The 22,269-nt window shown below is 66.5% G+C and carries 27 protein-coding genes; 12 read left to right on the plus strand and 15 right to left on the minus strand.

What is annotated here, in order from left to right; all coding sequences use genetic code 11:
- Nucleotides 1-24 precede the first annotated feature (24 nt).
- On the plus strand, nt 25-1,431 hold the full coding sequence (locus B6S44_RS25900) for an amidase (protein WP_129159749.1): 1,407 nt from the start codon (nt 25-27) through the stop codon (nt 1,429-1,431).
- Between the two features lie 233 nt (nt 1,432-1,664).
- Here the strand turns inward: B6S44_RS25900 and B6S44_RS25905 are convergent, their stop codons facing one another.
- Genes B6S44_RS25905 through B6S44_RS25925 form a run of 5 tightly spaced genes read right to left on the minus strand, consistent with a single transcriptional unit; the run spans nt 1,665 to nt 3,576 of the window.
- Nucleotides 1,665-2,069, minus strand: coding sequence for a DUF1801 domain-containing protein (locus B6S44_RS25905; RefSeq protein ID WP_129159750.1), 405 nt, complete (start codon nt 2,067-2,069; stop codon nt 1,665-1,667).
- 25 nt (nt 2,070-2,094) lie between these two features.
- A complete protein-coding gene (locus tag B6S44_RS25910; protein ID WP_129159751.1) occupies nt 2,095-2,559 on the minus strand; it encodes a DUF1801 domain-containing protein in 465 nt (154 codons plus the stop codon).
- Between the two features lie 10 nt (nt 2,560-2,569).
- Nucleotides 2,570-2,785, minus strand: coding sequence for a hypothetical protein (locus B6S44_RS25915; protein WP_129159752.1), 216 nt, complete (start codon nt 2,783-2,785; stop codon nt 2,570-2,572).
- Nucleotides 2,786-2,827: 42 nt separating this feature from the next.
- A complete protein-coding gene (locus B6S44_RS25920; RefSeq protein WP_129159753.1) occupies nt 2,828-3,256 on the minus strand; it encodes an SRPBCC family protein in 429 nt (142 codons plus the stop codon).
- A complete protein-coding gene (locus tag B6S44_RS25925) occupies nt 3,253-3,576 on the minus strand; it encodes an ArsR/SmtB family transcription factor (RefSeq protein ID WP_129159754.1) in 324 nt (107 codons plus the stop codon). Before B6S44_RS25925 ends, B6S44_RS25920 begins: the two co-directional genes overlap by 4 nt.
- 199 nt (nt 3,577-3,775) lie before the next feature.
- Between B6S44_RS25925 and B6S44_RS25930 the strand changes: the two genes are divergently transcribed.
- A complete protein-coding gene (locus B6S44_RS25930) occupies nt 3,776-4,576 on the plus strand; it encodes an SDR family NAD(P)-dependent oxidoreductase (RefSeq protein WP_129159755.1) in 801 nt (266 codons plus the stop codon).
- A 22-nt stretch (nt 4,577-4,598) separates the two neighbouring features.
- On the opposite strand, the gene B6S44_RS25935 is transcribed toward B6S44_RS25930, so the two are convergent.
- Nucleotides 4,599-5,180 carry a DUF4337 domain-containing protein gene (locus tag B6S44_RS25935; protein WP_129159756.1) on the minus strand — a complete coding sequence of 194 codons (582 nt, stop codon included), beginning with the start codon at nt 5,178-5,180 and terminating at the stop codon, nt 4,599-4,601.
- An 81-nt stretch (nt 5,181-5,261) separates the two neighbouring features.
- Nucleotides 5,262-6,188 carry a tyrosine recombinase XerC gene (locus B6S44_RS25940; protein WP_129159757.1) on the minus strand — a complete coding sequence of 309 codons (927 nt, stop codon included), beginning with the start codon at nt 6,186-6,188 and terminating at the stop codon, nt 5,262-5,264.
- Between the two features lie 95 nt (nt 6,189-6,283).
- Here B6S44_RS25940 and B6S44_RS25945 point away from each other — a divergent pair, with 95 nt between their 5' ends.
- From B6S44_RS25945 to B6S44_RS25955, 3 genes are all read left to right on the plus strand, one after another.
- Complete coding sequence (locus tag B6S44_RS25945) at nt 6,284-7,327, plus strand: MBL fold metallo-hydrolase (RefSeq protein ID WP_206735244.1); 1,044 nt, start codon at nt 6,284-6,286, stop codon at nt 7,325-7,327.
- A 98-nt stretch (nt 7,328-7,425) separates the two neighbouring features.
- A complete protein-coding gene (locus B6S44_RS25950; RefSeq protein ID WP_282568206.1) occupies nt 7,426-8,391 on the plus strand; it encodes a UbiA family prenyltransferase in 966 nt (321 codons plus the stop codon).
- Nucleotides 8,388-9,698 (plus strand): FAD-binding oxidoreductase, encoded by a 1,311-nt coding sequence (locus B6S44_RS25955; protein WP_164985967.1) that lies wholly within the window; start codon nt 8,388-8,390, stop codon nt 9,696-9,698. The genes B6S44_RS25950 and B6S44_RS25955 overlap by 4 nt, the downstream gene beginning before the upstream one ends.
- A 1-nt stretch (nt 9,699) precedes the next feature.
- On the opposite strand, the gene B6S44_RS25960 is transcribed toward B6S44_RS25955, so the two are convergent.
- The 6 genes from B6S44_RS25960 to B6S44_RS25985 all read right to left on the minus strand — a co-directional run bounded on the left by B6S44_RS25960 (nt 9,700) and on the right by B6S44_RS25985 (nt 14,095).
- Nucleotides 9,700-10,089 (minus strand): type II toxin-antitoxin system VapC family toxin, encoded by a 390-nt coding sequence (locus tag B6S44_RS25960; protein ID WP_129159760.1) that lies wholly within the window; start codon nt 10,087-10,089, stop codon nt 9,700-9,702.
- Nucleotides 10,086-10,343, minus strand: a complete 258-nt coding sequence (locus B6S44_RS25965; RefSeq protein ID WP_129160009.1) for a type II toxin-antitoxin system Phd/YefM family antitoxin — start codon at nt 10,341-10,343, stop codon at nt 10,086-10,088. Before B6S44_RS25965 ends, B6S44_RS25960 begins: the two co-directional genes overlap by 4 nt.
- A 69-nt stretch (nt 10,344-10,412) precedes the next feature.
- Nucleotides 10,413-10,832, minus strand: a complete 420-nt coding sequence (gene rnk / locus B6S44_RS25970) for a nucleoside diphosphate kinase regulator (RefSeq protein ID WP_129159761.1) — start codon at nt 10,830-10,832, stop codon at nt 10,413-10,415.
- A gap of 334 nt (nt 10,833-11,166) precedes the next feature.
- The gene (locus B6S44_RS25975; RefSeq protein ID WP_129159762.1) at nt 11,167-12,615 is read right to left on the minus strand and encodes an aspartate aminotransferase family protein; all 1,449 of its coding nucleotides are present in this window, start codon (nt 12,613-12,615) and stop codon (nt 11,167-11,169) included.
- Nucleotides 12,612-13,604 (minus strand): NAD-dependent epimerase/dehydratase family protein, encoded by a 993-nt coding sequence (locus B6S44_RS25980; protein ID WP_129159763.1) that lies wholly within the window; start codon nt 13,602-13,604, stop codon nt 12,612-12,614. The genes B6S44_RS25975 and B6S44_RS25980 overlap by 4 nt, the downstream gene beginning before the upstream one ends.
- A gap of 122 nt (nt 13,605-13,726) precedes the next feature.
- Nucleotides 13,727-14,095 carry a DMT family transporter gene (locus tag B6S44_RS25985; RefSeq protein WP_110488518.1) on the minus strand — a complete coding sequence of 123 codons (369 nt, stop codon included), beginning with the start codon at nt 14,093-14,095 and terminating at the stop codon, nt 13,727-13,729.
- 243 nt (nt 14,096-14,338) lie between these two features.
- Between B6S44_RS25985 and B6S44_RS25990 the strand changes: the two genes are divergently transcribed.
- Both B6S44_RS25990 and cynS read left to right on the plus strand, forming a co-directional pair.
- The gene (locus B6S44_RS25990; protein ID WP_129159764.1) at nt 14,339-15,280 is read left to right on the plus strand and encodes a pentapeptide repeat-containing protein; all 942 of its coding nucleotides are present in this window, start codon (nt 14,339-14,341) and stop codon (nt 15,278-15,280) included.
- Between the two features lie 101 nt (nt 15,281-15,381).
- Nucleotides 15,382-15,870: a cyanase gene (gene cynS, locus B6S44_RS25995; protein ID WP_126115768.1), complete on the plus strand. Its 489-nt coding sequence runs from the start codon at nt 15,382-15,384 to the stop codon at nt 15,868-15,870.
- A gap of 6 nt (nt 15,871-15,876) precedes the next feature.
- Here cynS and B6S44_RS26000 read toward each other — a convergent pair whose 3' ends face one another.
- Together B6S44_RS26000 and B6S44_RS26005 are read right to left on the minus strand one after the other, a co-directional pair.
- Entirely contained in the window at nt 15,877-16,494 is a 618-nt protein-coding gene (locus B6S44_RS26000) for a glutathione S-transferase family protein (protein WP_129159765.1), read from the minus strand.
- Between the two features lie 153 nt (nt 16,495-16,647).
- Nucleotides 16,648-17,283, minus strand: coding sequence for a class I SAM-dependent methyltransferase (locus tag B6S44_RS26005; RefSeq protein ID WP_129159766.1), 636 nt, complete (start codon nt 17,281-17,283; stop codon nt 16,648-16,650).
- Between the two features lie 209 nt (nt 17,284-17,492).
- On the opposite strand from B6S44_RS26005, the gene B6S44_RS26010 reads away from it, so the two are divergent.
- From B6S44_RS26010 to B6S44_RS26030, 5 genes are all read left to right on the plus strand, one after another.
- Entirely contained in the window at nt 17,493-19,232 is a 1,740-nt protein-coding gene (locus B6S44_RS26010) for an alkaline phosphatase (RefSeq protein ID WP_129159767.1), read from the plus strand.
- Between the two features lie 89 nt (nt 19,233-19,321).
- Nucleotides 19,322-19,711 (plus strand): hypothetical protein, encoded by a 390-nt coding sequence (locus B6S44_RS26015; protein ID WP_248309766.1) that lies wholly within the window; start codon nt 19,322-19,324, stop codon nt 19,709-19,711.
- A 25-nt stretch (nt 19,712-19,736) separates the two neighbouring features.
- A complete protein-coding gene (locus B6S44_RS26020; protein ID WP_206735245.1) occupies nt 19,737-20,414 on the plus strand; it encodes an ABC transporter ATP-binding protein in 678 nt (225 codons plus the stop codon).
- Nucleotides 20,411-21,646, plus strand: a complete 1,236-nt coding sequence (locus B6S44_RS26025) for an FtsX-like permease family protein (protein WP_129159769.1) — start codon at nt 20,411-20,413, stop codon at nt 21,644-21,646. Before B6S44_RS26020 ends, B6S44_RS26025 begins: the two co-directional genes overlap by 4 nt.
- A 65-nt stretch (nt 21,647-21,711) precedes the next feature.
- On the plus strand, nt 21,712-22,269 hold the full coding sequence (locus tag B6S44_RS26030; protein ID WP_129159770.1) for a L,D-transpeptidase: 558 nt from the start codon (nt 21,712-21,714) through the stop codon (nt 22,267-22,269).

Genomic DNA, 22,269 nt, shown 5'->3' on the forward strand with positions numbered 1-22,269 from the left:
GGATATGCTTGCGGAGCCCTCCTCATGATCGAGTTCGCCGATCTCAGCGCCGTCGACATGCTCCGGGCCTTCCGCTCGCGCGAGCTTTCGCCGGTCGAGGTCACCGAGGCGGTGATCCAGCGGATCGAGATCTGGGAGCCGTCGCTGAAGGCGCTCTATGCCTATGATCCCGACGGCGCCCGCGCGGCGGCGAAGGCGAGCGAGGAGCGCTGGCGCAAGGGCGAGGCGCTTCCGCTCGACGGCGTGCCCTGCACGATCAAGGAGAACATCGCGACGAAGGGCACCCCCGTGCCGCTCGGCACGGCGGCGATGGAGCTCAGCCCCGCCGCAGCTGACGCCCCGCCGGCGCAGCGCCTGCGCGAGGCCGGCTGCGTCATCCTCGCCAAGACCACGATGCCGGATTACGGCATGCTCTCGTCCGGCCTGTCGAGCTTCCACGAACTCGCCCGCAATCCGTTCGACCTCTCGAAGAATCCCGGCGGCTCCTCGGCCGGGGCGGGCGCGGCGGGCGCGGCCGGCTACGGGCCCTTGCATGTCGGCACCGATATCGGCGGCTCGATCCGCCTGCCGGCCGGCTGGTGCGGGCTCGTCGGCCTCAAGCCGAGCTTCGGCCGGGTGCCGATCGACCCGACCTATTACGGCCGCGTCGCCGGGCCGATGACGCGCACCGTCGCCGATGCCGCCCTGATGATGCGCGAATTGTCGAAGCCGGATGAGCGCGACCCGATGTGCCTGCCGCCGCAGGAGATCGCCTGGGGTGAGCTCGAGCGCGAGCCGCGCGGACTCAGGATCGGATTGCAGCTGGAGGCGGGCATCGGCCTGCCGGTCGAGCCGGAGGTCAGGGCAGCGATTGCCAAAGCGGCGGATGCTTTCCGCAAGGCCGGGGCGATCGTCGAGCTGGCGCCGCCCTTCCTGACGCAGGACATGCTCGATGGGCTCGACGATTTCTGGCGCCAGCGCGCCTGGGCCGAGATCGGCGCACTGCCCAGGGAGAGGCAGGACAAGGTGCTGCCTTACATCTACGCCTGGGCCGAGCGCGGCCGCTCGCTCACCGGCGCGCAGGTGCATCGCGGCATGAGCCAGATGCTGGCGATCCGCCATGCGGCGCTGAAGGCGGCCCAGCCCTTCGACTATGTGCTCTCGCCGGTCTCGCCGGTGCCGAGTTTTTCCGCCGAGCTGGCCTCGCCGCTCCATGATCCGGAGCGTCCGTTCGAGCACATCGTCTTCACGGTGGCGGCCAACATGTCGGACCAGCCGGCGATCTCGGTCCATGCCGGCATGACCACATCCAGCCTGCCGATCGGCCTGCAGATCACCGGAAAACGTTTCGACGATCTCGGCGTGTTGCAAATGGCGCGGGCCTGGGAGCGTTTGCGTGGTGAAGGGCCGGAGTGGCCGCAGGAGCCTCGGATTTCGAGCGTCGCCGGCTGAGCGCACTATCCCCTCTCCCCTTGCGGGAGAGAGTTAGGGTGAGGGGTCTCGCGACCTCTCGGTCATGCTCGCCCTTGTGGCGAGCATCCACGTCTTGAACCGCTTTCGTGGAAGGAAGACGTGGATGGTCGGGACAGGCCCGACCATGACACGGAAAGGTTGCGCGACCCCTCATCCGGCCCTTCGGACCACCTTCTCCCGCAAGGGGAGAAGGGAGCGGCAGGCGTCTAAGCCTACTTCTTCTTCCCAGCCGTGTTCAGCGCGACGGCGGCGCGGATGAGCGCCGTCAGCGCGGCTTCATTGATCGCATCGCCTTCGTGAATATCGATGGCGCGCCTCGTATTGCCGTCGAGGCTGGAGTTGAACAGGCCGGCGGGATCCGGGAGCGAAGCGCCCTTCGCGAAGGTCAGCTTCACCGCGGCCTTGTAGGTCTCGCCAGTGCAGATGATGCCGGCATGCTCCCAGACCGGGACGCCGCGCCATTTCCACGTCTCGACCACCTCGGGGTCGGCCTGCCTGATGATCGCGCGGACTTTTGCGAGCGCCGCACCGCGCCAATCTGTCAGTTCCGCGATCCGGGCATCGATCTGCTCGGAGGCCGAGGCTGCGTCGCCGGTCTTGTCGTCTGCCTGCTTCATCGGGCCGATATCCTCATAACCATTGTCACATTTTCTCGCCGGGCAGGGCGGCGGCCTGTTCCACCCAGGCGGTGAACCGGGCCTCGTCGAGTTCGTCATCCTCGCGGATATCGAGATAGCGCACCTCCTTCTGCTTGGAGGTGCCGGGCGGGACGGGGTCGAGCGAGGCGCCGCGGAAGAAGGCGACCTTCACATACTTCGCGAAGACGTGGATGCCGAGGAACCAGTGCCCCTCCTCGACGCCATAGAGCGGCGAGTTCCATTTGACCGCCTTCCTCACCTCCGGGACGGCGCTGGTGATCAGCGCGTCGAGGCGGGCTCCGAGAGCGCTCTTCCAGCCCGGCATGGCGGCGATATAGGCCTGCACGGGTGCCTCGCCATAGCCCTTGGCGATCTGCGGATTGCCGCCCGAGAGGAGAACTGGCTCCGCGCTCGCGCCCGCCTTCGTCACGGCCTTCTTCGCCACTGTCGTGGTGGTCTTGCCTGCCATGTCGCGTTTCCTATCCGTCGACCCGCTGCCCGCTCCGCCAGCCGTTGGCATAGGGCAGCGCGAACATATAGAGGCCCGAGAAGATCAGCAGGAACAGCGGCAGCAGCGGCGAGTAGACGACCCAGGCCGGTGGCTGCCCCAGCGCCATGGCGGCGAAATTGGCGATGACGGTCGCCGTGAAGATGATGGCGAGCCAGCGATGGCCCTGCCGGATGGCGTTGCTCAAGGTCAAATGCACCTCCTTTTGAATCGAGAGCCAGAGCGGGCGTCACTCCGCTCGCGCCAGCACCTGCTCCAGCTTGCCGAAGAACTCCTGCCAGCCGGCCTTCGCTCCGCCGAAAGCCTGCTTCTGCTCCGGCCGGAAGCCTGCCTGCTCCATGCGCAGCAGGGTGCCCTTGGCAGTCGGGGTGAGCGTGAAGGTCACCACGCTCTTCATGTCGAAGGCGGGGTCCTCATGGGCGAAGTCCCAGCTGTAGGACAGCGTCCGGTTCGGCTCGATGTCGAGGACTTCGCAATCGAGCACGCCGCCCCACTCGCCGCGCAGGTTGAAGCGATGGCCGACCACCGGCGCAAAATCGTTCTTCATCAGCCATTCCGCGATCAGATGTGGCTGCGTCAGAGCGCGCCAGAGCTTTTCCGGCGGATGGGCGATCTCGCGCTCGACGGTGACGGTGCGGGTCTGCGTGGCGGTGGTCATTGGTCCATCCTTGCGAGCAAATTTTCGAGGTCATCGAACCGCGCCTCCCAGAACCCGGCCATCTGGCTGGTCCAGTCGATCAGCGGGGAGAGTGCGCCGAGCTGCGCGCTGTAATGGGTCTGGCGGCCGGCATGGCGATCACGCACCAGCCCGGCCTGCTTCAGCACCCCGAGATGTTTCGAGACGGCCGGCTGCGAGACGCCCGCCTGCGCGGTTAGCGCCCCGACCGTCAGCTCGCCGTCCCGGCACAGGCGCTCGAAGATCGCGCGCCGGGTCGGGTCGGCCAGCGTCCTGAACAAAAGATCGTGAGCATCCTGCATCGAGATCGATAACCCGTTGGCTATGGGTTTATTCATAACCACGGAGATATGGATTAGTCAAGCACCCTCGCAGGGACGGCAGGGCAGGGGCGCAGCCTGCGCGCTGGACCGGGTCGCGCGGCTCCCGCAGGATGCTCTGGAAACCGTCGAGGGCACCTGCGTTGGTGCTCCCGCAATCACGCCTTCAAGGAACCTCACCATGGATCTGATGCTGAACGGCAAGCGCGCTCTGGTCACGGGCGGCAGCAAGGGGATCGGCCGCGCCATTGCGCGGCAGCTGGCGCTGGAAGGCGTCGACGTGGTCATCGCCGCGCGCAACCAGGCGGAACTCGATGCTGCCGCGGCCGAGCTGGCGCAGGAGACCGGCCGCAAGATCGTCGGCCTGACCGTCGACACGCAGGACGACGCCTCGGTCAAGGCAGTCGTTGCCGGCACCGTCGCGGCGCTCGGCGGGCTCGACATCCTCGTCAACGCCGCGGCCAAGCCCGGCGGGCAGGCGACGCCGCCCAAGCTCGCCGAGATCACCGACGCGCTGTTCTTCGACGACGTCAACGTCAAGGTGATGGGCTATCTCAGGATGGCACGCGAGGCAGCGCCGGTGATGGAGGCCAATGGCTGGGGCCGGATCATCAACATCAGCGGGCTGGCGGCGCGCCTGACCGGCTCGACCATCGGTTCGATCCGCAACGTCGCCGTCGCGGCGCTGACCAAGAACCTTGCCGACGAGCTCGGCCCGAAGGGCATCAACGTCACGGTGGTACATCCCGGCACGACCCGCACCGAGAAGACGCCGGGCGTGATCGCAGCGCGGGTAGCGGCGTCCGGGTTGGCGGCCGATGAGGTCGAGCGCCGCATGGCCGCCAATGTCACGATCGGCCGGCTGGTCGACATGGCCGAGGTCGCCGACATCGTCGCCTTCCTGGCCTCGCCGCGCAGCGTCGCGATCAATGGCGACGCGATCGCCTGCGGCGGTGGGTCAAAGGGCGCGATCCACTACTGAGCGGCTGCGCCCGCTCGCGGGATCAGAACAATGCGGTCGGCGCGACTTCGGCGATCACCATCAGCGCGAGCCCGAGCGCGCCGAGGCCCACGCCGGTCCAGGCGAGCAGGGCGACGCCGGTGATGATCGCAGCCGAGGCGACGACGATCGCGATCTGCAGCAGGCCCGAGACGATGTCGTATTTGTCGTCGCGGGCACTGGAGATGTCGCGCCTGGCCTCGGCCGCCTTGGCGCGGACGATCAGCTCCTTGCGGCCCTCATTGGTCTCGGGCTCGGATTCGTAGCGGGCGATCGTCGCCTTCCAGCTGTCGATGCGCTTCTGCAGGCGCTCGCGCGCCGCCGGCTCGGCGGCGTTGGCGAGTTCGATCTCCATCGTCTCGGCGGCGGTGCGCAGCGTCGTGCCGCGGATCGTCTTGGCCTGGAAGAAGGCCCAGAGATTGGAGGCCTCGATGTTCCTGGCCAGCGCATCCTGCTCGGCGTTCTTGCCGCCGATCTCGGAGAAGGCGAGCAGGAGCGCGAGAATGCCGATCAACAGGGCGATGCGCTTGTTGACCTTGCTGGTCGGCTGATTGTCTTCGGTGACGTCTGGTGCGGCTGAGGCCATAGGTGATTCCCCCCGGAATGGTCGCGCCAGATCGCCGGTTCGCGTGACGGAATCAAGACGATTTTACGGAAAGAGCGCGGACTATCCCCGCGCACGGGGGTGGGCAGAGTCGTAAGCGGCGAGCAGGCGGGTGGAATCGATCCGGGTGTAGATCTGCGTCGTCGAGAGCGAGGCGTGGCCGAGCAGCTCCTGGATGGCGCGCAGGTCCCCGCCGCGGCCGAGCAGGTGCGTGGCGAAGGAATGGCGCAGCGCGTGCGGCGTCGCGCTGCTGGCTAAGCCGAGCGAGCCGCGCAAACCCTCGACGGCGAGCTGGATGATGCGCGGCGAAAGCGGCCCGCCCTTGACGCCGACGAAAAGCGGCCCCTCCGGCGCAAGCCGCCACGGACATTGCGCGAGATAGGTGGCGATGGCCTCGATGACGATGGGCAGCACCGGCACCATCCGCGTCTTGCTGCCCTTGCCGAGCACGGTCAGCGCATCGGCGGCGCTCACTGGCGCCTGGGAGCGCGTCAGGCCAAGCGCCTCGGAGATGCGCAGCCCGCTGCCGTAGAGCAGGGACAGGACGGCGGCATCGCGCGCCAGCACCCAGTCGGGCCGTTCCTCGCCGGCGCGGCTATCAGCTTTGGTCACCGCCGCCGCCGCTTTCGCATCGAGCGGGCGGGGCAGACCCTTGCCGAGCCGCGGCCCGCGCGTCGCAGCGAAGGCGGCTGCGGTCAACCGGCCGCTGCGCTCGCCGAAGCGGGCCAGCGAGCGCAGCGCTGCAAGCTGGCGCATCAGCGTGCGATTGCCGACGCCGTCGCGGCGGCGATAGCCGAGAAAGGCGCGTAGGTCCGCCGGTTTCAGGGCAGCGACTGCCTTCAGGCTCGGGGCAGCGTCGAGATGGTGGCTCAGGAAGGTGGCGAACTGGGCGATGTCGCGGCCATAGGCCTCGAGCGTCTTCGGCGAGAGCCGGCGCTCATGGCCGAGATGGCTGAGCCAGTCGCGTCGGAGGGTATCGAAATCGCTCATGCTGCCGATCTTGGCGTGCGAGGCTTAACAAGCGTTGTCTGGCTCGATCACGGCCTGCTATGAACCCATAAGAAATTTGTTCAGGGCTGACCAAATTGCACGCTCCCGACCCGCACGGCCTGATCTTTCCTTTTCCCGAACCGCCGGCGCCCGGTCAGCTGATCGAGGTCGCTCCCGGCATATTCTGGGCCAGGGTCGCGCTGCCGTTCCGGCTCGATCACGTCAACATCTACCTGATCGAGGATGGCGATGGCTTCGCGGTCATCGACACCGGCATCGGCGATGAGGCGACCAAGCAGGCCTGGCTCGGGTTGATGGCGGGCGCGCTCGCCGGCAGACGGCTGACCCGGCTCTTCGTCACGCATTTCCACCCCGATCATATCGGCCTCGCCGGCTGGCTGCATGAGCGCTTCGGCACGCCGCTCCTCACCAGCCAGACCAGCTATCTCGGCTGCCTCAACATCTCGCTGAGCCCCGGCGCCTCTGAAGCGCCAGTCTACAGGGAGTTCTATCTGCGCCACGGCCTTTCCGCTGAGGTGACTTCAGTCGTCTCGACGTTGGGCCATGGCTACCTCAAGCAGGTGACGCCGCTGCCGCCGACCTTCACCCGGGTGGTCGCCGGTGACGTCTTGAGGATCGGCGGGCGCGATTTCTTCGTGCTGGCCGGGGACGGCCATGCGCCGGAGCAGCTGATGTTCCATTGCCCGGAGGCGAAGGTCTTCCTGGCGGCTGACCAGGTGCTGGCCAAGATCACGCCGAACATCAGCGTCTGGGCGGTCGATCCCGAGGGCGATCCGCTCGGTCTCTACCTGCGTTCGCTGAGCGTCCTGCCGCAGGCGATTCCGTCGGGGACGCTTGTGCTCCCGGGGCATCAATTGCCGTTCTATGGTCTCGCCGAGCGCTGCGCGGCACTCGCCGCCCATCATGGCGAGCGCTGCCGACTGATTGCAGGCGCAGTCGCCAATGGGCCGCATTCGGTGGCGGAGTTGGTGCCGGTGATGTTCACCCGGCCGCTCGATCCGCACCAGCTCTCCTTCGCCTTCAGCGAGGTCTTCGCGCATGTGAACGCGATGCTGCGGCAGGGTGAGTTGCGCTGGGCCGAGCCGAAGGCCGGCATCATGCGGGTCGCGGCAGGCTGAGATCGGCACATTTAAAATTAAGGATGATCCGAGAAGGCGGGCGCACCCGGCCCGCCGGTCCACCCGGAATTAGGATTCCCGCGGCATCAATGCACGTGATGAGCGCGCGGGCGGTTCGGATCATTCCGGATCGGGCCGTATCATGTGTTCGGCAGGTGACGAAGACGGAGACGATGCCTCTACCGGCGATGCTTCGGGCGATGCGGCCGCATCATTGGGCGAAGAACGGCCTCGTTTTCGTGCCGATCCTGCTCAACCATGATGTCTTCGCCTCGAAGGCGCTGCTCTACGGCCTCGTCGCCTTCATCTCCTTTTCGCTGATGGCGTCGTCGATCTACCTCCTCAACGACATCATGGACGTCGAGGCTGACCGACGCCATCCGATCAAATGCAAGCGTCCGCTCGCGGCGGGGGAGATCACCAAAGGCCAAGCCTATGCGATGGTGCCGGGCCTGCTGATCGCCTCTGTCGCCTTGACGGCGCTGCTGCCGCGGCCTGACCTCTATTTGATGGCCTGGGGCGCCTATCTCGTGCTGGCGCTTGCCTATCTCTTCGTGTTGAAGCGCAAGCTCCTGGTCGACGTGCTTGGCCTCGCCGCCCTGCACACGCTGCGTATCATTGCCGGCAATGCGGCGGCGGCGGTTCCAATCTCGTCCTGGCTGCTCGCCTTCTCGATGTTCCTGTTCCTGAGTCTGGCGCTGATGAAGCGCTATGCGGAGCTGCGCATCACCCAGGACCAGTCCGGGCTGAAGAAGGTGGGCCGCGGCTATCAGGCCGAGGATATCGAGGCGCTGTCACAGCTCGGCATGGCCTCGGGCTGCACCTGCGCGCTGATCATGGCGCTCTATGTCGACAGCGCTGCGGTCAAGCAGCTCTACCGCCACCCCGAGATGATCTGGCTGGTCTGCCCGATCATCCTCTACCAGATAGCGCGCATGTGGTTTCTGGCCCGGCGCGGCAATATGCCGGACGATCCGCTGATGTTCATGATCCGGGATTGGCGCAGCCAGCTGATGGGCGCGGTCGTCGTCTTGATCATGCTCGGAGCGAAGGTCTTGCCGTGAGCGAGGAGCGCGCCGTCTTGCGCTCCTGGGGCGGGCTGGAGGCCAGGGATTCCGCCCTGATCGAACCGGATGACTGGCTCGCCGGGCGCCGGGGCAATCCGCCGGTGTTGGCCTATGGCAATGGCCGCTCCTATGGCGATTCCTGCCTGAACGATGGCGGCGGCCTGATCGCGGCGCGCCGGCTCGGTCGGATACTATCCTTCGACGTCGAGACCGGGATCATGGTCTGCGAAGCCGGGGTGCTGCTCGACGAGGTGCTGAAGCTCTGCGTCCCGGCTGGCTGGTTCCCGCCGGTAACGCCCGGCACCAGCCTCGTCACCATCGCCGGGGCGCTGGCCAACGACGTCCACGGCAAGAACCATCACCGCGCCGGCACCTTTGGACGGCACGTGCGCAGTTTCGAGCTGGCGAGATCGGACGGCTCGGTCCTGACTTGCTCGCCGATTGAAAACGCCGAGCTTTTTGCTGCGACGATCGGCGGGATGGGACTGACCGGGCTGATCACGCGGATCGAGCTGCAACTGATGCCCGTCGATTCTGCGGAGATGCTGCAGGAGGCGATCCGGTTCGACGGGCTCGACGACTTTTTCGCCATCGCCGCTGCCTCCGATGCGACGCATGACTACACCGTCGCCTGGGTGGATTCGCTCGCCGGCGGCCGGCATTTCGGCCGCGGCGTGTTTTTCCGCGCCAATCACGCGCCGGCCTCCGACACCCCGCCGGCGAAGGCCGGGCCGACCCTGCCGTTCCCGCTGAAGCCGCCATTCCCGCTGATCAACCGACTGAGCTTGCGCGCCTTCAACGCGCTCTACCGCGCCGCCCAGCCGCGGACGCCCGAGCCGCGGCGCATCGCCTATCGCCCCTTCTTCTACCCGCTCGACCGCATCAGTGACTGGAACCGCGCCTATGGGCCGAAGGGCCTGCGTCAGTTCCAGTGCGCCGTGCCGATGAGTACCGCTCGCGAAGCGGTCGAGGAGATGCTGCGCCTGACGCTGAGGGCCGGCGAGAGCTCGTTCCTGACGGTACTGAAGCTGTTCGGCGACGTGCCCTCGCCGGGGATGATGTCGTTCCCGATTCCCGGCGCGACGCTGACGCTCGATTTCCCGCATCGCGGCGAGCGCACCCTCAAACTGCTCGATGCGCTCGACCGCATCGCGATCGAGGCCGGCGGGCGGGTCAATCCCTACAAGGATGCGCGCATGTCGGCTGCGACCTTCGAGGCTTCGTTCCCGCATTGGCGCGACTTCGCGCGCCATATCGATCCCGGCTTCTCGTCGAGCTTCTGGCGGCGGGTGACGGGCGGATAGCTCAGCCCGGTCTGGCCACGACGATGTCCGTGCGGGTAAAGTCGTCGCCGACGAAGAGCAATGGGCAATTATGCTGCCGCGCCAGCTGGTAGGCGAAGCAGTCGCCGAAGTTGAGCCCGGCTGGAGCGACGCCCTTGCCCCAGGCGCGATAAGCCTCGGCGACGCCGTGCGCGGTCGAAACGTCAGCCGTCTCGACTGCGAAGCCGAGACCGCCGAGCAAGTCCGTCATCTCGGCCTGCATGCCGCGCCGTTCCGCCACGATCATCGCCTCGGCAACGGTCACAGCCGAGATCGATAGGTTTGGCTCCTCTGCGAGCACGGTCATGCAACGCTCTGCTTCAGGCTCGTCGAGCACGATCGCCATCAATGCCGAGGTGTCGACGACGATCATCGCGGCATGCCGTCATCGTCGTAGAGGAAGTCCTGACTGCGGGCCGCGTCCGGCCCGGTCAGAGCTTTTGCCGCTCCCGAAAGCCGTATGCGCTCCATCAGTGCGCGGCGCTCAGCTCGTCCGATAGCGCGCCGCACCGGAACGAGACGCACGGCTTCCTGGCCGTGCCGGGTCAGAACGACGACTTCGCCGGCTTCTGCCCGGCGGACCAATTCGGTCAATTGTGCCTTGGCATCACTCACGGATACTCGCATGGCGGGACGACCTCCGATACGCTCGCCAATATGGACCATTTAGTGGTCCATATCAACAAGAGGAGGGTGTCAGACCGCCGCCATGGCCGGCTGCTCGACTGCCGTCACCGTCAGCACATGCTTCTTGCCGTCGCGGGCGGTCCAGGCGATCGACTGGCCGGAAGCGAGACCGATCAGCGCCGCGCCGATCGGCGTCAGCACCGAGATGCGGCCCTGCTCGATATCCGCCTCGCCGGGATAGACGAGCTGGACGCGGCGATGCTGGGCGCTGTCGGAATCAAAGGTGACGAAGGAGCCCATGCGCACGACATCGGCCGGCAGCTTGCCCGGCGCGACGACCTTGGCGCGGTCCATCTCGGCGAGCAGCTCTTCGGCGACCTCGGGCACGCGCTCGAGGGCTGTCGTGGCGAGGCCGGTCAGGCGCTCATGGTCGATCTCGCCGACGATGATCTTCGGCTTGCGGTGGGTCTTCTGGGTCGACTGGGTCATGGGTTTCGTATCCTGCGATGACGCGCACAACGGCGGCGCCAGAGCGCGACCGGCAAGTTCGGGAGGTTCTTTTGGGGAGAGACGCCTTGGAGGCCATGCTGCACCAGGAAGGGACAGCATCGGCGGCGCCCCTGGACTCGGGGCGCGCTCGGGCCGAGTCCGGGGCTAGGATTCCGCGATCGGGGCGACCCGGAATATGAGGCTGCTGCGCTTCGTCGTCATACCCATAGACTTGGGGGCTGGGGCCTTGCTGTCAAGGCTGGCCGGAGCTTTGGCCCAACGCAAAAGGGCCGGCGCGAGCCGGCCCTTGAGCAAGTGAGGTAATCAACCGGGCTCAGCCCTTCGCTACTGCGACCTTGCGCAGATAATCGGTGACGATGCGGGTGATGCCGCGGCAGAGCAAATCGTCGAGCGCGTCGATGAACTGATCGCACTGCTCGCGGGTGATGATCAGCGGCGGCTCGAGCCGGATGACGTTGCGGTTGTACTCGGTGAAGGCGACGAGCACGTCGTAATCCTTGAGCAGGAGCGCGCCGATGAAGCCGCAGAGCGAGCCCTTCAGCTTGTCGTCGAGCAGCGCGACCATGTGCTTCACGCCGAAGGGCATGGTCTCGCTGATATCCTGGAACTCGACGCCGATCATCAGGCCGCGGCCGCGGATCTCCTTGAGCAGCGTCGGATGCTTGGCGCGCAAGCCGTTCAGGCGCTCGATCAGATAGTCGCCCTGGCGCCTGGCATTGCCCATCAAGTCCTCGTCATAGAGGACGTTGAGGGCCTCGATGGCCGAGACGCAGGCTTCGCCCATGCCGCCGAAGGTGGCCTGGGCATGGATCAGCGCCGTCTTCGGCTTGCCATAGGCCTTCATGTAGAGCTCGCGGCGGGCGATCATCGCGCCCATCGCAGCCTTGGAGCCGCCGAGCGCCTTGGCGAGGGCGGTGACGTCGGGGACGACGCCGTCGCGCTCGAAGGCGAAGAACTGGCCGGTGCGGCCGAGCCCGCACTGCACTTCGTCGGCGATCCAGAGCACGCCGTGCTTGTCGCAGAGCGCGCGCAGTTGCCGCCAGAAGCCGTCAGGTGCCTCTACGATGCCGCCGCCGCCCTGGATCGTCTCCATCACGACGATGCCGATGCTGGGGTCGCTCTCAAGCGCCTGGCGCACGGCCTCGATGTCACCGAATGGTACTTTGACCCGGTTCTCGACCAGCTTGAACTGCGACTGGTAGAGCGTGGAATCGGTGACCGAAAGCACGCCCTTGGTCTTGCCGTGGAAGGAGTTGGCGGCGTGCAGGATCTTGGACTTGGCCGGTCCCTGCACCTGCTCGGCGACCTTCAGCGCGGCCTCCATCGCCTCCGACCCGGTCGAGCCCAGGAAGACCATGTCGAGATCGCCGGGCGCGATGGTGGCGAGGTTCTTCGCCAGGGCCGAGGCGTATTGCGACATGAACGCCATGCAGATCTCATGGCGGTTCTCGTCCTGAAACTTCTTCCGGGCGGCGACTATGCGCGGATGGTTGTGGCCGAAGGCGACCGAGCAGAAGCCGCCGAAGAAGTCGAGGATCTTGCGCCCGTCCCTGGTGATGTAGTGCATGCCTTCGGCGCGATCGACGAGGATCTTGTCGAAGCCGAGCAGCTTGAGGAAATGCACCTGGCCCGGATTGATATGGGCGGTGAAGAGTTCCTTGACCTGCTGGGCGTCGAGCTGCTTGGCGGCTTCGACGCTGATCAGTTGCGGGCGCACAGGCTGCTGAGCCGCTTCGTCCGTCTTGTAGGCGGGCATGCTCATGCGGCCTTCCTCCTCTGTCCGTCCCTGGCCTTGCGGTATTCGGTATAGGCCGCCATCAGCATGTCCTCGTCGCGATGTTGCGGCGTCCAGCCGAGCTCGCGCTTGGCCTTCGACGTATCGAGAATGCAGATCTCGTCGGCGATCATGTATTGCTCGGGGTCCATGATCGGCAGGTTGATCGCATCGAGACCGTTCAGCGTCAGCTTGACCAGCGAGGCCGGCGTCGGCAGCAGGATCGACTTCGAGCCGGCATGGCGGATCAGGTCGCCGAGCAGCTTCCTGACCGGCGGCGGATCGTCCGAGCCGAGATTATAGGCACTGTTCGGGAAATCGGCCTTCCAGGCGGCAATGCAGGCGCTGGCGCAATCGAAGACCGAGATGAACTGGTAGGGGTTGTTCCCTGAGCCGATCATCGGCACCGGCAAATTGAGATCGATCAGCCGGAAGAGCTTGACCAGGATGCCGAGCCGCCCTGGCCCGATGATCAGGCGCGGCCGGAAGATCGGGATGCGGAAGCCCTTGTCGCGATAGCTTTGGCAGAGCGTCTCGGTCGCGAGCTTGCTCTCGCCATATTCGCCGAGCGGCTTGGCCGGATGCGTCTCGTCCTGCGGGACAGTGATCGAATGGCCGTAGATCATGTCGGTGGTGAAGTGGACGAGCCGGGTGGCGCCGTTCTTCTCCATCCAGGTGAGGATGTTCTGCGTGCCGTGGTAGTTCACCGGCCAGAAGAAATCGTGGCGCTCCTTCCGCGTCACGATCGGCGACAGCATCTTGGCCGAGAGATTGTAGACGAGATCATCAGGCGTCAGTGCGATTGCCTCGACGCTCGCCGGATCGGTGACGTCGGCGCGCTGGAACGGCACCGTGGCATAGTGCGGATGGGCGCTCTGCTGGATGTCACAGACGAGGACATCCTCGCCCATGGCTGCGAGATCCGCTGCAAGGCGCGAGCCGACGAAGCCGTCGCCGCCGATGATGATGTGCTTCATGGATCAGCGTCGCTGGCCGGGGCGGCGCGCCGGGACCGGGATCGGCTTCAGCTGGGGCTGCGCCGGAGCGAAGAGGGCGCCGAGACGGAGAATGAAGCGGGCGAACAGGTCCATGACGTCCCTCAGCTCTGTGCGATGAAAATGGTGCCCAGGACGATGAAGCCGATGCCGGCGATGCGCGCCGGGCTCAGATCTTCCTGGAAGACGAAGTAGGCGTAGACCGCGACCACGACGTAGGCGAGGCTCAAGAACGGGTAGGCGTAGCTGATCTGAACCTTCGATAGCACGATCAGATGCGAGGCCATGCTGACCACGAAGGTGCACAATCCGGCGAAGACGAAGGGGTTGAAGACGACACGGAAGACGGTGGGAATCAGTCCGTCATTGCCGACGTCGAGCGCCCCGACTCCGCCCATGCCGCGCTTCAGCATCAGTTGCGCCGCTGCGTTGGTCAGCACCGTGAACAGGATCAACGGCAGGTAGGCGTTCATCGGCGCTGGAGTTCCGCGTGGCAGATGCAGCCTTGGATTGCGCGGAAACTACTTCAAATGCCTTACGCTACAGAAGGTTATCGCCCTGTAACCTTAAGAGTGTCCTGCGCCGAACGATGAAACCCGCAGGAGATGCGCGCGTCTGGGCGAGCGGGAGGCGGTGCTCACGGATAACGCGGCGATTGAACCATGTCGCCGGCTCGCTTATGGCTAATGAATCGTTAACCGAGAGTGCCCTCCGATATGGCCAGTCTGTTCCGGCTCGTGCCCGATATGCGCGCCGAACTGCTGCAGGTGAATTCCTGGGCGCGGCCGCATCAGGCCGGCTTTGCCGCTGCGCAGCGTGCGGCGCGCTACGGCGCGGCCGGGCCGGAGGCCTCCGCCTTCATGGCAGCCAGGCGCGAGGCGACGCTGGCGCGGCTCGGCGAGGGGGCTGCAAGCTGGAACGGCTGGGCCGGAGAGATGGCGCGGCTGCGCGGCCGGATCGGTGCTGACGGGCCGCTCCTTTCACTCTGGCGCCTGCTCGCCGATGTCGAGCTGGTCGACGAGATCTTCGAGGGCGAGTTCAACGTCGCCGGCATCATCTTCCCGGCAGCCGCCCGTTTCGCCGGCAGCGCCTTCTGCGGCGACGCCTGGTTTTCCGAGGCGCATTTCCACGGCCCGGCCAGCTTCCGCGATGCAAGCTTCCGTAGCGACGCTTTCTTCGACCGGGCGCACTTTGCCGGAGATGCCGATTTCGGAGCGGCGACCCTCCATGGCACCGCCGAGTTCCGCGACATGCGCTGCGAGGGCACGGCCTGCTTCGTCGAGGCGGAGTTCGCCAGTGACGCCTGGTTCCGTGGCTCGCGCTTTGACGGCGTGACGCAGTTCCGCGGCGTGCGCCATGCCGGCGAGGCCGGCTTCGGCGAATGCCGCTTTGCCGCTGCCGCCGATTTCGGCGAGGTCGAGTTCGCCGGCAATGCCGGTTTCGAGGAAGCCCGTTTCGGGCAGCTGGTGACGTTCGCCGGCGCGCGCTTCGACCGCGGCGCCTGGTTCAGCAACGCCGCCTTCGACGGCCGCTCGAATTTCGAGCGTGCCCGCTTCCGCGGCCGCCGGCACTTCGAGGGGATTTCGCTGGCGACCCAGGTCTCCCCGGTCGCGCAGCAGATCGCGGCGCTGGAGCGCCTGCAATTCGGCCGGCGCTGACCGAGCGGTCGCCGCTTCATCGCCCCGGCCGCTTCTGGCCCGCGCCTTGCTATCTCTTCCTCTGACGACTGCCATGAGCGGTTACGGTCAGCGAGGACGAGATGAAGCGCGAAGAGCTCACCGAGAAGATTCTCGACATCAAGCGCGAGAAAGGTTGGAGCTGGAAACATATCACCGACGAGATCGGCGGCATGTCGGAGGTGTTGGTGATCGGCGCCCTGCTCGGCCAGATGAAGCTGGTGAAGCCGCTCGCCGAGAAGGCGGCGACGCTGTTCGGCCTGTCGGAGACCGAGAAGCGCATGCTCAACGAGGTGCCCTATCGCGGCACCGGTACGCCGATGCCGCCGACCGATCCGCTGATCTATCGTTTCTACGAGATGGTGATGGTCAACGGCCCCGCCTGGAAGGCGCTGATCGAGGAGGAGTTCGGCGACGGCATCATGTCGGCGATCGACTTCAACATCGCCTTCGAGCGCGAGCCGAACCCCAAAGGCGACCGGGTCAGGATCGCCATGTCCGGCAAGTTCCTGCCGTACAAATATTACGGCAACGAGCAGGGCATCCCGGACTACGGCTTCAAGGAAGAGTGAACCAGCTTACGGCACCTGGCCGGGCTCGAGCGTGCCGTCCTTCTGCAGGGTCCGCTGCAGCCCCGGCCGCTCCATCATCCGGCCCATATAGGCCTCGAACACGGGCAGGCGCGGCAGCACGCCGACGATGTTCATGCCGAAATGGATGCCGGCGCCGAGCTGGGTGTCGGCGGCCGTGAAGCGCTCGCCGGCAGCGTAAGGGTGCTCGCCGAGCTTCTTCGCGAGATTGGCGACCGTGTCGGCATGCGAGCCGAAGGAGAAGCCGCGTGCCTCGTATTTGAACTTGTGGACGGAGGTGGCGATGATCGGGTCGAGCACGGCGTCGGTATAGACCAGCGAGGTCAGGAAGGTCGGGCGGTCGGCATCGCCGACGGCCGGCGCCAGCCCTGCTTCTGGAAACTGCTCGGTGAGATAGAGGCAGATCGCGGCGCGCTCGGTGACGGTGGTGCCGTCATGGACGATCGCCGGAACCTTCTTGTGCGGCTGGATGGCGCGATAGCTTTCCGGCGGACCGTCCTCGGCACGGATGTCGACGAGCTTCATCTCATAGGGCTGGCCGAGCTCCTCGAGCAGCCAGAGGATCGAGAAGGAGCGCGATTGCGGCGCGTGATAGAAGGTCAGCATGACGGTGTCCCTTTTGGCGTTTCCCCGAGCGATGGCCGAGGCTGATAGGGGCGTTCTATGTCAGTAGTTGTCAGGAGTGTTCCGAGCCTGCCAGGCCGTCTGGACGAAACGCGAGTCAGTGCGGATTGCTCCACGCAATCCGGGTCGCCCGGGTCAATTCTTGCGCGCCACGATAAAGGGGCGGCTGTCCTTGCCCTTGCTCGCATGGCGTTCCGTGCCCAGGACCTCGAAGCCCGCAGAGGTGATGAGGCCGCTCAATTCCTGCGCGCTGAAGACGCCGGCATAGGGCGCCTTGCCGATCATCTGCATCAGCGGCAGGGCAACCCGGATCAGCGGGTTCATGTTGCCGAGGCAAGGCGTCTTGGAAATGAACACACCGCCGGGTGTGAGCAAGGCATGGATGCTCCGCAGCGTGCCGGCGAGGTCGCGGACCAGATGGAGATAGCTGAAGCCGAGGATCGCATCGAACCGCACGGACTCCGAGGCGAGCGCCTCGGCGGTCGCGGTGCGGAAGGCGAGGCCGGGGATCGGGCTCGCGGCGAGCTTCTCCTCGGCGATGGCGATCATGCCGGCCGAGAGATCTGCTGCGAGATAGTTTTCGACCCCGGCTGCGAGCCGCAGCGCCGTCGTCCCGGTTCCGCAGCCGAGTTCGAGCACGCTGTCGTTCGGCTTCAACAGGGCACGGGTCCGCTCCAGCGTGCGCTCATATCCGGCCTGATCCGAGATCCGCGATCTGGCGTAGCTCTTCGAGGACCGGTCCCAGAAGCGGGCATCGTTCGTGGTGCTCATGCATCGTCTCCCATCGCGATGCGGACTTAGCACGGGCCCTGCAACAGTTCGTTGCCCACCGCAGGGACGGTAGGTCCGAAATCCAAGTTCACCGGTCACAATAAGTAGTGTTATAACATAACATTACTGTCGCGAGCGCAGTAATCATAGTGTCATCTCACGCTCCTAACGCTCCGGCGACCGAGCTTTCCCATGGGGCGGAGAAGATCATGCAAAAGCGAACTTGGCTTATGGCGGCGGCGATGCTCGCCAGCGTGGCGCCGGCGACGGCGCAGACCATCTATCCGCTGACCCGCGCCGAGATTCTCGAAGGCTCGCGCTTCGACTTCAAGGTCGAATTCCCCAACGCGCCGACCTCGGCCGACGTCAAGGTCACGATCAACGGCAAGCCCGTCGCCGAGGCCTTCGGCCGCGAGGTCCAGTTCATCCAGAACGAGGAAGGCCAGAAGCATTCGGCGCTGTGGCTGCGCGGTGCGCAGCTGCCGGCCGGCCAGTACGTCGTCGAGGCGACACAGGGCAACGAGAAGTCGACCGTCAATTGGACCGTCTACGCGACGCCGGAGCGCCGTGCCAAGAACGTCATCCTGTTCGTCGGTGACGGCATGTCGATCGCGCACCGTACCGCGGCGCGTATCCTGTCGAAAGGCTGGCAGGAAGGTCTCTATGGCGGCGAGCTCGCCATTGACGACATGCCGAACATGGCGCTGATCTCGACCTCCGGCACCGACTCGATCGTCACCGACAGCGCCAACTCCGCCAGCGCCTACACCACCGGCCACAAATCCTGCGTCAACGCGCTCGGCATCTACTGCGCCAAGAACGCGCTGACGCTCGACCATCCCAAGGTCGAGACCATCTCCGAGGTGATCAAGCGCAAGCGCGCTGGCATGGCGATCGGCGTCGTCACCAATTCCGAGATCGAGGATGCGACGCCGGCTGCGATGGTCGCCCATACCCGCCGCCGCTCGGACTTCAACGACATCGTCAAGATGTTCTTCGACGTGCAGCCCGACGTGATCATGGGCGGCGGCTCGCCGAACTTCCTGCCGAAGTCGACCCCGGGCACCAAGCGCACCGACGACCTCGACTTCATCGCCAAGTTCAAGGAGGCGGGCTACGCGCTCGCCACCACCAAAACCGAGATGAACGCTGCTGTCGCCGGCGGCTCCAAGAAGCTGCTCGGCCTCTACAACACCTCGAACATCGACGGCGCCTTCGATCTGCGCCTCGCCAAGAAGGGCTCGATCTCGAAGTTCCCGGATCAGCCCGATGTGGTCGAGCAGACCAAGGCTGCGCTCGAGATGCTGAAGGGCGCGCAGGACGGCTTCTTCCTGATGGTGGAATCGGCCCGCATCGACAAGTACAGCCACTCGCTCGACTGGGAGCGCGCGGTGTTCGACACGATCATGCTCGACAACGCGGTCAAGGCGGCCAAGGAATTCGCCGGCGATCGCAACGACACGCTGATCATCGTCGTGCCCGACCACGCCCATCCGATCTCGATCATCGGCACCTATGACGACGATCGCCCGGGCCAGCTGCTGCGCGACAAGCTCGGCACCTACAACGAGTCGCTGCCGCCGAACTACGGCCCGCGCGATGCCGACGGCTACCCGACCAAGGTCGACACCTCGCGCCGTCTCGCCGTCGCCTTCGGCAGCTATCCCGACACCTGCGACACCGGCCGGCCCTATCTCGACGGCGAGCGTGTTCCGGCCGTGAAGGGCCCGGACGGCAAGACCAACATCGCCAACGAGAAGGACTGCACCTTGCCGCTCGCGACCCGCAAGCAGGGCAACCTGCCCTTCGAGGCCAACAGCGGCGTCCATGCGGCCGACGACGTGCTGCTGACCGCCATGGGCCCGGGCGCCGAGCGCTTCCGCGGTCACAAGCCGAACACCTTCGTCTTCCGGGTGATGGCGGAAGCGCTGTCCCTCGGCGGCAAGTGAGCGACAATTCACCAGATCGGCGCCCGAAAGGGCGCCGCACGCTCTCCCGCCGCGGGCTCCTGACAGGGCTCGCGGCGTTGCCCGTCTCGTTGCGTGCGCTTGCTGCGGAAGCAGAGACGCTGACCTTCGACGGGCTTTACAAATCCTTCGGCGTGCTCGGCTTCCAGTTCTCCGAACGGGCGACCTTTCTGCGCGGCAAGCCGGTCAGGATGCTCGGCTACATGGCGCCGCCGCTGAAGCCCGAGAGCCATTTCTTCGTGCTGACGCGTGAGCCGCTGGCGATCTGCCCATTCTGCCAGTCGGATGCCGACTGGCCGGTCGACATCGTCGTGGTCTTCATGCGCGCGGCGACGCCGATGGTCAGCGCCGGCCAGAAGGTCGCGGTCAGCGGCCGGCTCGAGATCGGCTCTTCGACCGATGCCGAGACCGGCTTCGTCAGTCAGATCAGGCTCGTCGATGCCGGTTTCCATAGCGTCTGAGCGATTGGCCGGCGCAGCCCGGCCGTTGCGGTTCTCCGGTATCCAGGTCGATCATCGCGATGGTGACGGGCGGCCCTTCCGGGTGCTCGACATCCCCGAATTCGTTGTATCCCCGGGCGCGTTGATCGGCCTGCGCGGCCCGTCCGGTTCGGGCAAGACCTCGCTGCTCCATCTCGCCGCCGGCCTGTTCTCGCCGGATGCCGGCAGCGTCGCCTGGGGCGACATCGCGATCTCGTCCTTGCCTGGTGCAGCGCGGGACCGCTGGCGGCGCGAGACGGTCGGCTTCGTCTTCCAGGACTTCCATCTCGTGCCCGAGCTCGACGTGCTCGCCAACATCACCCTGCCGGCGAGTTTTTCGGGCTGGCGGCGGACGGAAAGCCAGGTTGCCCGCGCCACCGCACTCGCGGGGCGCATGGGCCTCACCGATCTGCGCCGGCGCGCCGCCGTGCTCTCGCGCGGCGAGCAGCAGCGCGTCGCGATCGCGCGGGCCCTGTTCAACGCGCCGGCGCTGATCCTCGCCGACGAGCCGACCGCGAGCCTCGATCCGGCGCATGCCGCCGAGGTCGGGGCACTATTGGTCGAGATCGCCAGGGAAAGCGGCGCGACGCTGCTCTGCGCCTCGCACGACCAGGCGCTATTGGCGCGGATGCAGCATGTCGTGGCGATCGGCGATGGGCCGCTTCAGTTGAAGGCGGCGGCATGAACCCGCTGCCGATGGTGATCGCCGATTTGAGGGCGTTGCGCTGGACGGCCGCGGCGATCGTGGCGCTGGTCGCGCTGGCGGTGGCGATCGGTGTCGCCATCGGCGCGCAGGAGCGGGCGCTGCGCCAGTCCTCGGCCCGGGCGGCCGATGATTTCGACCTGCTCATCGGCGCGCCCGGCAGCCAGATGCAATTGCTGATGTCGGCGATCTATCTGCAGCCCGAAGCGCTGCCGCTGATCGACGGGCGCCTGATCAACGAGCTTTCCCGCGATCCACGCGTCGCTGCCGTCGCGCCGCTCGCCTTCGGCGATATCGCCCGCGGCCATCCTGTGATCGGCACCACGCTCGCCTTCGCCGGTCGCTGGGGTCGCCTGCAACCGAGCGAGGGGCGCCTGTTCGCGCGTGAGGGCGAGGCGGTGCTCGGCGCCGACGTCACCTTCAGGCTCGGCGACAAGATCGAGCCCGCGCACGCCATCGCCGGGCATTGGCCGAAGCGTGGCATCAGCGATGCGGAAGAGGCGAGCCATCGCCATGAGGGCCATGCCTATGTCGCGGTCGGCCGGCTGCCGCGGCTGGGCTCGCCCTTCGACCGGGCGATCCTGGTGCCGGTCGAGAGCGTCTGGGAGGTGCATGGGCTCGGCAACGGCCATGCCGGCGAGAATGCTACGCTCGGCCCGCCCTTCGACGGCCAGCGCATTCCCGGCGTGCCGGCACTGGTGGTGAAGCCGAAGGCGGTCGCCGACGCCTACACGCTCCGGGCGCGCTACCGGCAGGGCGGCACCATGGCCTTCTTCCCGGCCGAGGTGCTGGTCGGGCTCTATCGCACGCTCGGCGATGTCGGGCAGGTCCTGAGCGTCGCCTCGCTGCTCAACGCGGTGCTGATCCTGGCGGCGATCTTCCTGCTGCTCGTCGCGGTGACCGGCCTGAGGCGGCGGCGCTATGCCGTGTTGCGGGCGCTGGGCGCACCGCGCACCTATGTGCTGCTGGTGGTCTGGCTCGGCATGGCCGGGTTGGTCGCGGCGGGGTGTGCGCTCGGCCTTGGGCTAGGGGCGGCCGCGACGCTGGCGGTCTCCGGCCTGTTCGAGGCGCAGACGGGCCTCAGGCTCTCTTTCGCGCTCGGCTCGGCGGAGCTCGCCCAGGTCGGGATGATCCTGCTGCTCGGCTCGCTGGCGGCGCTCATTCCGGCGGCGCTGTCCTATCGCCGTTCTATCACCGCCGGGTTACGCGGCTGAGCCAGGGTTGACCCCGCTTTCCCTCTCCCGGATAAATCGGGGTGGGGGGCGTTGCAGGGACGATCATGCTGCGCGCCATTGTTTTGACTGCCACGGCTCTCGCTTTCGCTACGCCTGCGTCGGCCTATTCCAATCCGATCAGCCGCGGGCTCGCGGACTTCCTCAACATCTTCAGCGAACAGCCGGTCCCACGTCAGGTCGTGCCCTGGAGCGGCAGGCAAGCGCCCGGCACGGTCGTGGTCTCGACCAGCCAAAGGCGGCTCTACTACGTGCTCGGTCAGGGGCAGGCCATCCGCTACGGCGTCGGCGTCGGCCGACAGGGCTTCAGCTGGTCCGGCACCAAGACCGTCACGCGCAAGCGTGAATGGCCGGACTGGCGTCCGCCGGCGGCAATGCTGAAGCGCCGGCCCGATCTGCCGCGCTACATGGAGGGTGGGATGGAGAATCCGCTCGGTGCGCGGGCGATCTATCTGGGATCGAGCCTCTACCGCATCCACGGCTCGAACGAGCCTGACACGATCGGGGCCGCAGTCTCATCCGGCTGCATCCGGATGACCAATCGCGACGTGACGGATCTCTATGATCGCGTCAGGCCGGGCACGAAGGTCATCGTGCAGCGCTAG

Origin of the sequence: Allobosea sp. Tri-44 (assembly GCF_004123845.1) — a bacterium.
Taxonomy (GTDB): domain Bacteria; phylum Pseudomonadota; class Alphaproteobacteria; order Rhizobiales; family Beijerinckiaceae; genus Allobosea.